The sequence below is a fragment of the Enterococcus sp. BSD2780061688st2 D3 genome (assembly GCF_005844145.1).
Lineage (GTDB): Bacteria > Bacillota > Bacilli > Lactobacillales > Enterococcaceae > Enterococcus_B > Enterococcus_B durans.
The window spans coordinates 62,223-77,607 of sequence record NZ_SPHN01000006.1 but is presented as its reverse complement, the minus strand read 5'-3'; the positions used below and the strand labels follow the sequence as shown (position 1 = coordinate 77,607).

The window sequence follows — 15,385 nt, the reverse complement described above, 5'->3', positions numbered from 1 at the left end:
TTCTTTACTATGATAGCTTATTTCAAGCGCTTAATAAAGAAGAATTCGTTGACTTCTTTATCATCTGGCTCGCATTTATTTGTGATTGAATTGTTCATGGGCTTGTTCAACGATTTTTACTACGTCGATCGTTGGAGATAACGTTCCTTCGTCTTTTGTTTTTTTCAAATGTGCCAAAAATTCAATATTTCCTTCGCCACCAGTGATCGGGGAATAGCTTAGTTCTAAAACATCATAGCCATGGCCCGTAGCAAAACGCAAGATATCCTCAACTACTTGTATATGGGTTTTCGGATCACGCACGATACCGTTCTTCCCAACCGCATCTCTGCCAGCTTCGAATTGTGGCTTGATCAAGGTTATCACTTCGCCACCATCTGTTAAAATGTCGTGTAAAGGAGGAAGCATTAGTTTCAAAGAAATGAACGAAACATCGATCACCGCAATTTCAGGTGCTCCCAACTTGAAATCTTCGGGTTTTGAATAACGAAAATTAACTCTTTCCATTACTTCTACTCTCTCGTCCTGTCTGATCTTCCACGCCAGTTGATTGTAGCCAACATCCAACGCATAACTCATTTTGGCGCCATTTTGTAACGCTGCATCCGTGAAGCCACCGGTAGAAGCACCAATATCAAGCAAGATTTTATCGGCAACAGATAGATCAAAAACGTTTAGTGCTTTTTCCAATTTCAACCCGCCGCGGGAAACATATGGTAATTTTTTCCCTTTGATTTTCAATTCATTGGTAACAGGGATCTTTTCACCAGGTTTATCAAAACGTTCATTTTTTTCATTGTAAATCAGTCCTGCCATGACTGAACGTTTTGCTTGTTCTCTCGTTTCAAATAATCCTTGTTTGACCGCTAAAACGTCCACACGTTCTTTTTCCATTTTTTTCCTCATTCCTATATATCAAATTGCTGTACTAATTGACGAAGCAGTTGTCCTTTAAACGAATAGACGGTTTGTTCTAGACGTTCGATGATTTCATTCGCACTAGCGATTTCTGCTTTCAATGCTGTTTTTGTCTTTTCGATCCCTAGCAATCGGGGATAGGTATTTTTTTCCATTTCCGCATCTTTGCCAGCAGTTTTTCCTAACTCCTCAGTAGTACTGATCACATCTAATAAGTCATCTCGAATTTGAAAAGCCAGTCCTAGGTGTCTGGCTAACTGTTGCAATTCCCCTACTACTTCTTCCGGCTGATCTGCTAAAACTCCGCCGGCTAGTAGCGCATAATGGATCAACCGCCCTGTTTTTCTCTCATGGATGAACGCTAATTCTTCTAAAGCAAGCTGTTTTGTTTCGCCTTCAATGTCGGCAGCTTGGCCAGCAACCATTCCCTGCGTCCCTGCACTCACAGCTAACTGTTGTAACAGCAGAAGTTTTGGTGAATTTGCTAAATGAGTCATACTAATCAGCTGGAACGCACCTGTGAGTAAGCCATCACCCGCCAATATAGCCAGTGCTTCGCCATAGATTTTATGATTCGTTGGCTTCCCTCGACGCAGATCGTCGTTGTCCATCGCTGGCAGATCGTCATGGATCAACGAATACGTATGAACCATTTCAAGGGCGGCAGCTACTTGATAAACAGTCGTATTGATAACTTCTTCAAATGAAGCAACTGTAGTCAACAAAAGTAAAGGGCGGATTCTCTTACCCCCCGCACGGATCGAATACACCATGCTTTCTTTTAACTTTTCATCAGATGTATACTCGTCAAGAAAAGCAAGCATCTCGTTTTCGACAGCAGGAAGATGAATAGCAGAAAAATCAGCTAATTTCATTAGGCTTCCTCTTTTCCTTCAAAAGAAATTTCTTCGTTTGCTTCTGTCATCATTTTCGTTAGTGTTTCTTCTGCCTTTGTTAAAGTATCCTGACATTGCTTGCTTAATTCCATTCCACGTTTAAATGCATCTAGTGCTGATTCTAAAGGAACATCCCCTTGTTCCAACTGCATGACGATTTTTTCTAACTCTTGCAATGATTCTTCAAATGTTGGATTTGCCATCTTGTTTATGCTCCTTTTCTACTTTTTGTACTTTGCCGATTACTTGCCCATCTTGATAGTGGATGACCAAAGAATCGTCTGGTTGGATCTCTGTCACACTTTTGACCACTTGCTCATTTATGGTCGTGTACGTATAACCGCGTCCCATGATTTTCAGTGGACTTAACAGGTCCAGAGATTGAACTGCTTGTTGAAACTGTTGCCTTTGCATTTGCATGTATTGCTGCATTTTCTCTGCTAACCTTTTCTCAAGATAACCTGCTTCTTGTTTCGCAGACTTCACTCGATAAAGAGGAGCAACTTGTTGCAACTGATGCGATAAATTCAATGTTTCTTTTTCTTTTTGATGGTAAATTTGCTGTGTTGACTGCATCAATCGTTGTTTCAACTGATCCAATTTGATGGTCTGACCCTCATATAGGCGATCGGGTTGACGAAAGACATAAGATTGTTTTGCCCGTTCAAAGCGTTCTTGTTTGCGCTGAATCTGGCGCATAAATGCCTGTTCAAGTCTAGCTTGTCGCTCCTTGATCTTCAACAATTCTTCTGATAACACTGGGACAGCTAATTCAGCTGCTGCAGTCGGAGTCGCAGCCCGCACATCCGCAACTAAGTCAGCAATTGTTGTATCTGTCTCATGTCCAACGGAGGATATGATAGGCGTTTTTGCTTCATAGATTGCTCTAGCAACTCGCTCTTCATTAAATGGCCATAAATCTTCGATTGATCCACCACCACGGCCTATGATCATCGTATCAAAATTCCCCAATTTTTCTACTTGCTGGATATTTTTTACGATATTGTCTGCCGCTTGGTTTCCTTGGACAACGGTTGGAAATAAGACTAACTGAACAATCGGATAACGCCGTTTTACTGTAGTGATGATATCTCTGATCACCGCACCGCTTGGACTAGTCAAAACAGCGATTCTTTTCGGAAAGCGGGGAAGTGTCCGTTTTGGCCCTTGAAAAAGTCCTTCTTTCAACAGTTTTTCTTTTCGCTCTTCCAGTTCTTGGTAAAGTGCCCCTACACCATCAGGCTCCATGTGTTCCACGTAGATCTGATAAGATCCAGCAGCTTCATAAAGCGAGATTCTCCCGACAACTAATACTTTCATCCCCTCTTTTGGCTGAAAGCGCAGTTTCTGAAAAGCTCCTTTAAACATGATGGCAGATATTTTGGCATGATCATCTTTCAAACTAAAATATTGGTGTGCATTTGCACGCAAACGGAAATTAGAAATTTCTCCTGTTAAATAGACCCTTTCAAGATAAGGGTCTACATCAAATTTTCTTCTTAAATACTTCGTTAACGTAGTAACTGTTAAATATTCTTGGGTCATCTACTCACCTGCTTCAGCGGCCATGACTGTTTGGTACATCAACATCGTGATCGTCATCGGTCCAACACCTTTTGGAACAGGTGTGATGTAGCTTGCCAAAGGTTCGACTTCATCAAACTTCACATCACCGATCAACTTGCCGTTTTCATCACGATTCATCCCCACATCAATCACAACAGCGCCTGGTTTAATAAATTCTTTCGTTACAAAATGACCACGACCAATGGCTACGACCAAGATATCTGCTTCTTTAGCTAACTCTGGAAGTTGTTTTGTTTTTGAATGCGCGATCGTAACAGTAGCATCCGCCATCAACATCAGTTGCGCCATCGGTTTGCCAACAATATTGCTTCGTCCGATCACCACTGCTCGTTTGCCAGAAAGATCAATGTCATAAGCTTCAAACATTTTCATGATTCCATAAGGTGTACATGGAATCTTGTCAGGATTTCCCGCTAATAATCGGCCTAAATTCATTGGGTGAAATCCATCGACATCTTTTTTAGGATCGATTGCAAGTAAGACTTTCTCTTCATCTATGTGTTCTGGTAGTGGCAACTGAACTAGGATACCATGGAATCTAGGATCCTGATTATACTTTTCAATTTCAGCCAACAGATCCGCTTCAGAAATCGTCTGCGCATATCGTTCGACTTTTGAATAAATACCGATCGTTTTTGCGGAACGTTCCTTGTTTCGAACATAGACTTGACTAGCTGGATTTTCACCCACTAGTAAAACGACTAATCCGGGATGGATGTCTTTTTCTTTTAGTTTATTTACTTTTATAGCAATCTCTGCTTGCATTTTTTCAGCTAATTCTTTTCCATTGATCAATTCTGCCATACAATCACTCCCAGATTTTTTTGTGCTTTTATTCTACCATAGATAATCGTTGTTTTATAACCCGTTTTGACTCATTAACAGAAAAAAGCTAGGACTTACGCCCCAGCTTCTATTTCCTTCAATACATTTGATAATACCCCATTAACGAACTTACGTGATTGATCATCACTAAAAGTTTTCGTCAATTCGATTGCTTCATTTAATGCAACGGCGGATGGTACATCCTCAATATACATCATTTCAAAAATAGCAATACGTAAGATGACTAAGTCCATTTTGGAAATACGGTTGATTCGCCAGTTCCCTCGAAGATGTTTTTCGATCGTACGATCTAGTTCATCTTTTTTGGCACATACCCCGCCAACTAGCGTATCTAGATAAACAGGAACGAATTCTGACTCCTCTTCATTGATCATGTCTTTATGATCAAGTTCAATTGCGTGGAAAATTGCATCTTCTTTTGTCAGGTCAGCATTGAAATCCAATGGAAACAATGCTTGCAAAGCCATTTCACGAATCTCGTGTCTTGATAGTTCTTTATTCATTTTCTTCCTCTTCGTCTTCAAAAAGTTCTTCGATCGCTGGTTGTTCCAACTTTTCGGGTACTACTGCTACAACATGGATATTCACTTCTGCTAAAGCAATGTCAGTCATGAAAAGAACTTGCTGGTTGACACGTTCTTGCATTTCCATTGCTACCTTAGGAACAGAGACACCATATTCTAAATAGCAGTAAAGATCTACTTTCAAGCCGTCTTCATCATTTACTAAGTAAACACCTTTACCATGAGCTGCCCGTCCTAACAATTCGGTCACGTTGCTGGCAAATGTGCCACGCATCCCATAAACACCTTCAACTTTTGAAGCAGCGATCCCAATGATCACTTCAATCACTTCTGGCGCAATAACGATTTCACCTAGCTCTTGGCTCGCATTCAAGATCAAATTTTTGTCCTCTGCCATTTTATCTATTCCTCCTTTTGCCTATGTGCATATTGCTTACGCGTAAAAATATTTTCTTCGATTTACTCGCAATACACAAAGGTAAACTGTTCACTTGCTTCTTTCAGCTCGTTCTTTCAAGCAAGCTTCTCTATAATTGTCGAAGCTCGATTTCTTATATAGTGTATCATTAAATCGAGTGATTTTCTATAACAAAGTCCGCATGAGTCTTGCATCTATCAAACAGATTATAAAATAATCAATTCTTTCGGTGAATGCGTCAATACTCGATTTCCTTCTGGTATGATCAACAAATCGTCTTCGATTCTAACACCACCGATTCCTGGAAGATAGATTCCTGGTTCATCTGTAATGATATTCCCAACGATAAATTGTTTCTCTGCTCTAGCTGAAACATTCGGTCCTTCATGGATCTCTAGTCCGATACCATGACCAGTGGAATGTCCAAAGGCTTCTCCATAACCATGCTTCGTGATATAGTCTCTTGCGACTGCATCTAGTTGGATACCTGTAACACCTGGCTTAGCAGCTTCGATCACTGCTAATTGAGCACCCAATACGATCTCATAGATTTCTTTAAGTTTTTCACCTGGGTCGCCGATTGCAAATGTACGTGTCATATCAGAAACGTATCCTTCATAGTAGCAACCGAAATCCAAAGTGATCATATCGCCTTGTTCAATGACTTTATTGCTTGCTACACCATGAGGCATTGCAGAACGTAGTCCACTAGCAACGATCGTAGAAAATGAAACGCCTGAAGCCCCTAGGGAACGCATATAGAAATCTACTTGATTGGCTACTTCGATCTCTGTCATGCCTGGTTGGATCATTTTCAAGATATGGTCATAGGCCATATCGGCTATGCTACAAGCTTTCTCAATGATCGCGATTTCTTCTTCATCTTTCACTTCTCGTAATTCTTCGATCATCTCAGAAACAGGAATCAATTCTGCATCAATGATTTCTTCTAACACTGAGTATTCTAAAAATGAAACAGTTGATTCTTCAAAAGCTAACATACGTAAGCCTTCTTTACGAACTAAGTTAGCTACTTCATCAAAAATCGGTCCGACATTTTTGATGATCTCAAATCCTTGTGCCTGTGCTGCGGCTTGTTCAGTATAACGAAAATCTGTAATAAAGAATGCTTTCTCTAATGTAATCACCGCTAAACCTGTTGTTCCAGTAAAGTTTGTCAAATAACGGAGATTATAAGGACTTGTGATCAAAAATGAATCTAAATTGTTTTCCCGCATTTTTTTACGTAATTTTTCTACTCGTAGCATCATAAATGAAACTCCTTCTTTCTTTGCCTCTTTTTTCTATTATAGCAAATTTTCGCTTCTTCACGACAAATAAAGCGAATTTTATTGATAAATTTATAAGAAAAAAATAGCTGGAACAAATCATCTAGTGATTTGCCCTAGCTATCATACCCAATAGAAAATAATTATACCTTTATGATTTTCTTCCGAAGAAGAATGAAACAACCGCTACTAAAATAACAGCCCCTAAAATCGACGGAATAAGTGCCATACCTGCTGCTTGCGGTCCCCAGTAACCAAAAATTGCTTGTCCTATACTTGAACCAATCAATCCGGCAATGATGTTTGTGATACATCCCATGGAATTTCCTTTACTGGTAATTGCTCCAGCAATCGCACCAATAATCGCTCCCACGATCAATGTCCATAACCAACCCATAATATAACCTCCTTTTTGTACGTTATAATTCTAGCATACACGTTTTAAAGCGAGCAAATGATTGAACTACAAGTAGCAAGAAGATGTTATGGTAGCTTGTGTAACTCCGAGAAATAAGAAGAATTCACGATAATTGCTTTTCATACTTTTGTGGATTTTGTTTTTTTGCGAGATATTTCTTTATTTCCAATGTTTATCCGTATTTAAAGCGTAGCACCAAAGTATTCCTTATTTTTTGTGCCACGGTCATGATATGATTTTGGATCAGTTCGTATACTTGTCTTTCGATCAGTTGATTCGATGGATTGTATGTGGTTTTCTGACAAAAAAAAACGAACGAGCGTGGGACAAAAGTAAGAAACACTTTTGTCTCGACCGCATTCGCCTAATTTTATTTGCGTTTAAAAATATTCTTCACGCCGCGTTTCACTACATCTAATAAACTTAATGATCTAACCATATTGCTAGGGTCAACATAGTTTCTAATCGCACGTAACACTTTTTTAGGGTCTTTAGCAGAAAAAGTATACGTACCATTTCTTTTTGATTTGATGGCAAAACGAGGAATCCATTTTCCCTTGAACATGACAGAAGCAATCACCTGATCTACTTCCTCCCAAGGTATCTGGACAAATTTACGTGCATCTCGTTCATTATAAAATTCAAAACCCTTATCACCGATCATGATCTTACCATAATCTGTGATCCCTAAATAAGAAGTAGCATTTGTTGTTAAGTCGACTTTTGTATTGATAGATTGTACCATTTCTTATACTCCATTTCCGAGGTTGGGAAAAGTAGTCTTGCATTAAGTAAATTTTGAAGAAAAAATGTATATTTTACCAACCTCACATAATCCGACAGTGTCTTCGAAGCGATTATAAAAGAAGCTGTGACAAAAATCAAATATGACTTTTGCCACAGCTTCAACAGAATCATTTCTACAAATTACATTAATCCGATCAAGTGGAAGACAATACCTACCACGAATAAACCAAGAATGATGATGATTGGAGAAACTTTCTTCTTAAGTAGCCACATACAGAACAATGTTAACAATAATGCAGCCAATCCAGGAATCAAGCTGTCTAAGTTATCTTGTAAAGTTGTTACTTTTTCAGATGTTAGAGACAATCCAGCTGCTTGTTGTTCCAATGCACTCTTGATCCCTGCAGAACCTGAAGGTAGTGAATTCCAGTCAATGTAGGCACCTTTATCAAGTTTTACAGTTGAAACAACTGGTGTGAATTTAATCGATACCCAACGGTTAACTAATGATCCAAGGATAAACATCCCCAAAATCGAAGCCCCTTTAGTGATATCTTGCAATAATCCACCAGATAAATCTTCAGTGATTTTAGAACCGGCTTTATAACCAAATTCTTGTGTGTACCAAGTGAAAGCCATACGGATGATGTTCCATCCTAAGAAGTAGATGATTGGTCCTAAGATATTACCACTAATCGCTAGTGAAGCTGCTAATGCACCAAGAATAGGTCTTACTGTAAACCAGAAAACCGGATCTCCGATACCAGCTAAAGGTCCCATCATACCGACCTTAACCCCTTGGATTGTTACGTCATCTACAGGTGCGCCATTTGCACGTTCTTCTTCTAACGCTAATGTTACACCTATAATTGGTGAAGCTACGTATGGGTGCGTATTGAAGAACTCTAAATGACGTTCCAATGCAGCCGCACGGTCTTCTTTTGTTTTATATAATTTCTTGATCGCTGGGATCATTGAATATGCCCAACCACCATTTTGCATACGTTCGTAGTTCCAAGATCCTTGAATGAAAGTCGAACGCCACCAAACAGAAATACGATCTTTTTTAGATAATTGAATTCTTTCTTCTGCCATTTTCGTGTACGCCTCCTTTAATAGTTGTCAATGATATCGCCTAGTGGGTCACCAGTGTTTGAGTTCCCGCCATTACCTGAACCGCCACCTTGTTTAGAAAGTGCCAAGTAGATAAGAGCAAGAGCCACACCAATTGCACCAAGTCCGATAAGAGTGATTTGTGTTACAGTTGCCAAAACGAAACCGATAGCGAAGAATGGCCATACTTCTTTAGTAGCCATCATGTTGATAACCATTGCATAACCAACAGCCACAACCATACCACCACCGATTGCTAAACCGTCTGTTAACCAAGCTGGCATAGATTCAAGTAAGCTTCTTACTGGACCTTCGCCAATTGCTAGGATCAAACCAGCAGGGATTGCAATACGAACACCTTGTAAACAAATTGCAACGATATGCCAAAATTCAACTTTTCTGAAGTTACCTTCTTTTGCAGCAGCATCCATCAAGTGAACGAAGGCAGTTGCAATCGTACGACAGATGATTGTTAGTAACAAACCAGCAACAGCAAGAGGAACAGCGATTGCGATAGCTGAAGAAACCCCAGCTCTTCCTTGACCACCTAATACTAAAATAATTGCAGATGCAACAGATGCCAAAGCGGCATCAGGAGCTACAGCAGCACCGATATTTGCCCAGCCAAGAGCGATCATTTGTAATGTACCACCTAGGATAAGGCAAGGGAGTAGGTTCCCAGTAACTAAGCCGATTAACGTACATGCGACTACTGGTTGGTGGAATTGAAATTCATCAAGAATTCCTTCCATACCAGCCAAAAATGCAACGATAACGACTAAGATCACTTGAATAATATTTAATTCCATGATATTAATCCTCCATTTTTTCTGATAATTGAATTATGCGTGTTTGTTCAATTCTTCTTGCGCTTTTTTCAAAATTTCATCCATGTTTCCTTTTGAATCATTTGGCACTTTACGTACATCAAATTTGATTCCAGCTTCTTTTAACTGATTGAATGTATCAATATCTGTTTGACTGAAAGCTAATACTTTATTTGGTTGTACTTTACCAGGTGAGTGCGCCATTGAACCAACGTTAACTGTTTCTAATGGAACTCCGCCTTCTACTGCTCGTAAAACGTCTTGAGGGTTTTCAAACAATAGTAATGCGCGTTGACCACCAAAATGTTGATCGTCTTTTGCAAGTTTGATCATTTGTTCCACTGGTACCACGTGTGCTTTAACACCTGGAGGAGCAGCTTGTTGAATCAATTTCTTACGAAGTTCATCTTTCGCTACTGCATCTGAAACAACGATGATCCGTGTTGGATTTGTTGTTTTCGTCCAAGCTGTCGCAACTTGTCCGTGAAGCAAACGTGAATCGATACGAGCTAACACATAGCTGAATTTACCAGGAGTACCCGATGTTACTGCTTGTTGTGCAGCTGCTTTTGGTGCTTCTTGTGGTTCTAATTCTTCTGGTTTTACTTTCACGCCCTCTTTTGCTGTTTCAATGATATGCGCTGCAATTTCATGTGCAGATTCCATTGAGAAGCGAGATGCGTATGCTTCGATCAACATAGGCAAGTTCAAACCACTAACGATTGCCCATTTGTCTTTGTGTTCTTCAAACAATGTGTTTGATTGGTTGAATGGCGTTCCGCCCCATAAATCAACTAAGAACAATACTTCGTCTTGATTATCAAAAGAAGCAACAGCTTCTTCTAATTTGGCTCTCAAGTCATCTGGACCTTCACTGGGTTTTAAAATGACTGCTTTGACGTTTTCTTGTTCGCCAAAAATCATTGAACCAGATTGCAAGATTCCTTCAGCAAATTGTCCATGACTTGCAAGGATAATCCCTACCATACTTATACCTCCTGTTTCTTTTTGTTGTAACAAAATCAAAAATTAAAAATAATTGCTACCTATTACAACAGATGAATTTGACCATTTCCCAACAACAACTTTTATGCCTTTTTGGTTTTCGCTAGTAATTCCATCAAAAGGACCTTTCTATCTGCGGGTACTTTACGAATCTCCAATTCCACACCTTGACGATCCAAGTAGTGAAATGATTCAATATCTCGCTGATCAACTGAAACAAAATTTGTGATCATTGTTTTCCCATCAGAAAAACTCATGCCACCGATATTCAGTGAATGTAGCGGTACACCGCTTCGGACAATCGTCTCAACGTCTTGGGGATTAGTAAATAGTAACATGACCTTAGCTTTCGCTAATAAACCACTTTGATAAACTTGGATCATTTTTTGAACAGTAATCACATTCGCCATGATCCCAGGCGGTGCAGCTTCCTTTAATAGAAACTTTCGCAATTTATCTTGGGCCACTAAATCACTAATAACGATGATTCGCTCTACGCCAGTCAATTTTGACCAGACAGTTGCAACTTGTCCATGGATCAAACGATCATCTATACGTGCTAACCGAATATCCATCAGTAAATCTCCTTCTTTCAAACTACTTCACAGAAACCCCTATCATTTCTGTGTGACAACCACCTCCTAGCACACTTTATTAAAAGCAAGAAGCGTGCCAACTTTTTTATAATACACTAGTTGATTTTAAAGGTTTCTTAAGCAATACACAAAAACGATACACTAATAAAGTGTATCGTTTTTGTGTATTTATAGATTAGTGTATTCATTTTTCTCCAAATGATTGTGGATCAGTTTTACTAAAAAGTAGATTTCCGCCGGTGGTGTTTTGACCTTTATTTGATATTCTAGATTGTTCAACTGTTCTTCTACTAACAAATAATATTCATCTGTAAGCATGCCTTTCAGCTCATCCGCCTCAACGGTCAAGGGTTCATTCAAAATGATCCGCTCAATCATCCCTACAGTATGCAAAACAAGATTGATCTTAAAACCATATTCTGTTTCATCTATCGCTACGGCATGTGCCATATCTCCGGCAAATTCCCACAGCGGATCAATCAATTTTGCTCCATTGATAAACGTAAAGTTTTGTGTAATGAACTCCAAACAAGATTTTTTTGATGTTTCTTCATCTAATGAGACTTCATCCATGTCCTCTAATTCCGATTCCAGAAGTAATTGATCTAAAATCAGTTCGATATTTTGATCAATGAAGTGTTCTAAAGGTATAAATGGAGCTGCAATATGTGGATCAGTGATCCCTGTTGTTGCAATGATCTGATAGTTTTCTTGGATCTTAGGTAATGCATCTTTTAATTCAATGATCGATAAAGCTAAAACTGTTAACTCCGTCTCTTGGCGTTTGCTGACAGCTCGTTCGATCAATTCTTTGATTCGTTGAGCCGTACCCTCTCCTGATGCGCAAACAGCCAAAACAGCTTTTTTGCGAATATCTGATAGATCATCTGTAACCTCTGTTGAGATTTCTGCATAGCCGCGGAAATTTTTCAACGATTCATACAACATATCCAAGTCTGTACCCAAAACAGATACTTTCCGCACCGTTTCTAAAACTAAGGAAGTCGTTACCATATCCACTGTCCGAACAGGAATCCCAGTATCTCTTTGGATCTGTGTATTGAACGAAGCTAAGGAGCCCATATCCACTAATAAGATGGTTCCACTGCCTTCATCCACTTCTTCAACATTACGTTCGATCCTAGCAAGCGCAGTTTTTGGATCCATATCCAACGGCATGTCGACTGCTCGTACATTATCAGCATCTAATAACTGTTGGACTACTTGTACCATACTGCTTGCTGTGCTTGTACCGTGAGCTGCCACTACGACCCCGATTCTTCCACTTGCTTGGTTCGCTCGAAGTGACACAAGCAGGACCGTCAAATAATAATCCTCACTATCGGGAATTTTCACTTGAAAATAGGTTTCGATATATTTTCTTACTTCTTGTGCGATCGTGTATTCTTCCGGAAAATCAATCGCCATTTCACGTATATTGTCATTCGTATGACGTTCCTCGCCAATATTGATGCGTTTTAAAAACGAACTAATATGCAAGCTCATGGCATAAATGAAATTCTGTTGAAATTCATAAGGTAATGCTTTTTTGACCATCACATAAATTTGGTTTGTTACCTCAATGATTTTTGGATCGACAAATTCTGCTAATTTGTTATCCGCATTAAAGGAGAACCCGTGATCCTTGTAGAAAGATTTCAAATGGATATTGATGTCTGTCGAAATAAAATGATTGATTGCTTCTTGGTCTAATCCATCTGACTTCAAAAGAGCAGCCTTATCGCCGATGATATCATAAAGATTATAAGGAAGCTCATAGGAATCGGACTGGATCTTCATGATCATATCATTAGGTAAAACAGTGATTTTAGGTTCCAGTAATTTTGATAATTCAGACATTGCTTCTCTGTTACTCGCTAATTGGATCAAACCACTTCTGATTCCTTCCGTCAAATCATCGATCGTGATCGAGATTTCCGGTGAATTCATATGATTAAGGAAGCCTCTTGCACAAACCAGTTGGATATTCGATTTCAGCTGCCCAATATTTCCATAGGTCACACTGCCTACTAAAGCTTTGACAACATCTTCAGTCAACGTGATTTTCCTTTGCGTGCGATTGGCTTCATGAGCGATCATGATTTTTACTAAATCGATTTTTTCGTTTGCTGGTCGTTTTTCAAATGCCGGCAACTTGATATTGATCGGGATACGGCGAACAAAAGTTTCCAATAAAGAAGAACCTGGATCTTCTGTGGTTGCCCCAACGATCCGAACATTCGCTTCATGAGATTTTGTCGTCTCACCCAAACGACTATACGTGCCATGATCCATAAAATAAAAAATCATTTCTTGCCCTTCTGGTGGCAAACGGTGGATCTCATCCAGAAACAGCATTCCGCCATCTGCTTGATCGATGATCCCCATTTTTTCTTCTTCCGCCCCAGTAAAAGCACCTTTTACATAGCCGAATAGATGACTCATCAACAGTTCTGGATTATTTGCATAATCTGCACAATTGAATACGATTAGCTCATTTTCTTCCCCTACCACATTATTGGCCTTGGCAAAGTGGAACATTGCGTGTGCAAAGTAGGTCTTCCCTGATCCCGTTGGTCCTGTAATCAAGCAATTCAAACCCTTTGGAGGATATAAAATCGCCGCTTTTGCTTGTTCGACAGAATTTTTCATACTGCCATTTGCACCGATGATTTTAGCAAAGATATCCTTTGTATCAATTTGAATCATTGGTTTTTCAATTTCATTCGTCGTTTCTTTATAGCTGATCACATGTTTAACAGCTGGTTGATTATAAGTGACATGCATTTGATATATGTAACGTACAGGTCGTCCGTCTGTCTTCAACAATTTTCCTTCACGTACAAGCTGATTAAGATCTTTACTGCTATTCGTTCGTTGAATTCCTAAAACTTCAGCGATTTCTTGTGTTGTTACGCCTTGATCATATTCAGCAGGTGTAAGATGAGCGGTTTTCTCTTTGACATACGTATAAATTCGGTCAATTCGTTTTGCCAATTTTCTCGCTCCTTTTTTTAGACTGGTTTCAAAACATAATACTATTGATTTAATTAGATTTCGTCAACTATTTACCATAATACTCTCTTTTAAAAACTCTATTATAATAGGATTCCTCGTAAAAAAACAGTGTTTATTAAAACATTTATTGATTCTACTATTTTTCATATAAAAATTCTTTTGTTCCACTCTCCTTAGTACTAGTGCGTGTTATTACTTTAATCTTTCTTACAATTGAAATCAACAGATTATTAAAATGACAAATTATCTATAACTAATTCATAAAAAAACAAATTACTAAAAAAAGACACTCCCTAAACAAAGTACCTGTTAGAAAGTTGTCTCATTAACGATTAAATCATTATGAAAAACTGATTATTTCTTAAATCGAATATTCGGATAATTTTTGATCAAACGATTCAAATTGTGATGTTTTATTTTCATTGGCTGGTTTCTAAGGAACTGAGCGACTCTTTCTCTACTTCTAGAAGATCGACGATTCATCAATAAGTGTTTTAAGCGGAATTCTTTTATCGCTGCATTTTCAGGATCAGAATCATCAATTACAGAAGCCACTTCTTTCTTGGTCGTAAATGTAAAAACAAAGGTAGAGAGTACATCCAGTAAGAAAAGAAACGCAACCACCAACGGCCCAATATTTTCTGTATTCCTAATGAATAACTCAATGACGTCTTGAATCATCGGATTGATCCATTTGATCAACAAGAGACACCCTATCCCCCAAAATAATGACACAGGAACCGCCACTCTTCCCTCAATATTAAAGGGAACTTTTGTGTAGTCCCATAATTTCATACCAAATAATTTTTCTAATAGCCAGCTTGTAACAAATTCCACGATCGTTACGATCACCACTGCATTAAAGTAAAGATTCAGCAATGTTCCCGCATTACTTGGCACAAGCGTCAGTACAGCTGCTACACCAAATCCGTAAACCGGACAATACGGACCAAGTAAAAAACCACGATACACAAAATGCCTTGCCTTGATCGAACAAAAAACACTTTCCCAAAGCCAGCCTATAAAAGAATAAGTAAGAAACGTCATAAATAAATTTTCCAAAAACCTTCCTCCTCGTGTAAAAGAATGAGCAATTCCCACAAATAGTATAACAAAAAAAGGAATAAAATGATTTCATGACCTAGTTGGTTTTAATTGCTCTATAATTTAAGAAAAGCAAAAA

At 38.8% G+C, this 15,385-nt stretch carries 16 protein-coding genes; all 16 read right to left on the bottom strand.

The features are described from left to right. Positions 1–75 precede the first annotated feature (75 nt). Positions 76–894, bottom strand: coding sequence for a TlyA family RNA methyltransferase (locus tag FGQ66_RS06640; RefSeq protein WP_113845376.1), 819 nt, complete (start codon positions 892–894; stop codon positions 76–78). Between the two features lie 14 nt (positions 895–908). Beyond that, the gene (locus tag FGQ66_RS06635) at positions 909–1,793 is read right to left on the bottom strand and encodes a polyprenyl synthetase family protein (RefSeq protein ID WP_081133898.1); all 885 of its coding nucleotides are present in this window, start codon (positions 1,791–1,793) and stop codon (positions 909–911) included. After that, the gene (locus tag FGQ66_RS06630; RefSeq protein WP_081133899.1) at positions 1,793–2,017 is read right to left on the bottom strand and encodes an exodeoxyribonuclease VII small subunit; all 225 of its coding nucleotides are present in this window, start codon (positions 2,015–2,017) and stop codon (positions 1,793–1,795) included. The genes FGQ66_RS06635 and FGQ66_RS06630 overlap by 1 nt, the downstream gene beginning before the upstream one ends. After that, positions 1,998–3,359 (bottom strand): exodeoxyribonuclease VII large subunit, encoded by a 1,362-nt coding sequence (gene xseA, locus FGQ66_RS06625; protein ID WP_113845375.1) that lies wholly within the window; start codon positions 3,357–3,359, stop codon positions 1,998–2,000. Before xseA ends, FGQ66_RS06630 begins: the two co-directional genes overlap by 20 nt. Further along, complete coding sequence (locus FGQ66_RS06620) at positions 3,360–4,205, bottom strand: bifunctional methylenetetrahydrofolate dehydrogenase/methenyltetrahydrofolate cyclohydrolase (protein WP_081133901.1); 846 nt, start codon at positions 4,203–4,205, stop codon at positions 3,360–3,362. It abuts the gene before it with no gap. 95 nt (positions 4,206–4,300) lie between these two features. Next, entirely contained in the window at positions 4,301–4,750 is a 450-nt protein-coding gene (nusB, locus tag FGQ66_RS06615; RefSeq protein WP_005881076.1) for a transcription antitermination factor NusB, read from the bottom strand. After that, entirely contained in the window at positions 4,743–5,168 is a 426-nt protein-coding gene (locus FGQ66_RS06610; protein ID WP_081133902.1) for an Asp23/Gls24 family envelope stress response protein, read from the bottom strand. Before FGQ66_RS06610 ends, nusB begins: the two co-directional genes overlap by 8 nt. A gap of 227 nt (positions 5,169–5,395) precedes the next feature. Beyond that, entirely contained in the window at positions 5,396–6,460 is a 1,065-nt protein-coding gene (locus tag FGQ66_RS06605) for a M24 family metallopeptidase (RefSeq protein ID WP_113845373.1), read from the bottom strand. Positions 6,461–6,629: 169 nt separating this feature from the next. Next, entirely contained in the window at positions 6,630–6,875 is a 246-nt protein-coding gene (locus FGQ66_RS06600) for a GlsB/YeaQ/YmgE family stress response membrane protein (RefSeq protein WP_081133904.1), read from the bottom strand. A gap of 391 nt (positions 6,876–7,266) precedes the next feature. Beyond that, on the bottom strand, positions 7,267–7,641 hold the full coding sequence (locus tag FGQ66_RS06595) for a DUF956 family protein (RefSeq protein WP_005881093.1): 375 nt from the start codon (positions 7,639–7,641) through the stop codon (positions 7,267–7,269). 182 nt (positions 7,642–7,823) lie between these two features. Beyond that, positions 7,824–8,738 carry a PTS system mannose/fructose/sorbose family transporter subunit IID gene (locus tag FGQ66_RS06590; RefSeq protein WP_005881094.1) on the bottom strand — a complete coding sequence of 305 codons (915 nt, stop codon included), beginning with the start codon at positions 8,736–8,738 and terminating at the stop codon, positions 7,824–7,826. A gap of 17 nt (positions 8,739–8,755) precedes the next feature. Beyond that, complete coding sequence (locus tag FGQ66_RS06585; protein WP_005881095.1) at positions 8,756–9,565, bottom strand: PTS mannose/fructose/sorbose transporter subunit IIC; 810 nt, start codon at positions 9,563–9,565, stop codon at positions 8,756–8,758. Between the two features lie 33 nt (positions 9,566–9,598). Then, positions 9,599–10,570, bottom strand: coding sequence for a mannose/fructose/sorbose PTS transporter subunit IIA (locus FGQ66_RS06580; protein ID WP_005881096.1), 972 nt, complete (start codon positions 10,568–10,570; stop codon positions 9,599–9,601). Positions 10,571–10,671: 101 nt separating this feature from the next. After that, positions 10,672–11,163 (bottom strand): mannose/fructose/sorbose PTS transporter subunit IIB, encoded by a 492-nt coding sequence (locus FGQ66_RS06575; RefSeq protein WP_005881097.1) that lies wholly within the window; start codon positions 11,161–11,163, stop codon positions 10,672–10,674. Positions 11,164–11,352: 189 nt separating this feature from the next. Further along, on the bottom strand, positions 11,353–14,181 hold the full coding sequence (locus tag FGQ66_RS06570) for a sigma-54-dependent transcriptional regulator (protein ID WP_081133906.1): 2,829 nt from the start codon (positions 14,179–14,181) through the stop codon (positions 11,353–11,355). Positions 14,182–14,556: 375 nt separating this feature from the next. Next, entirely contained in the window at positions 14,557–15,264 is a 708-nt protein-coding gene (locus FGQ66_RS06565) for a putative ABC transporter permease (RefSeq protein ID WP_081133907.1), read from the bottom strand. Positions 15,265–15,385: the final 121 nt, after the last annotated feature.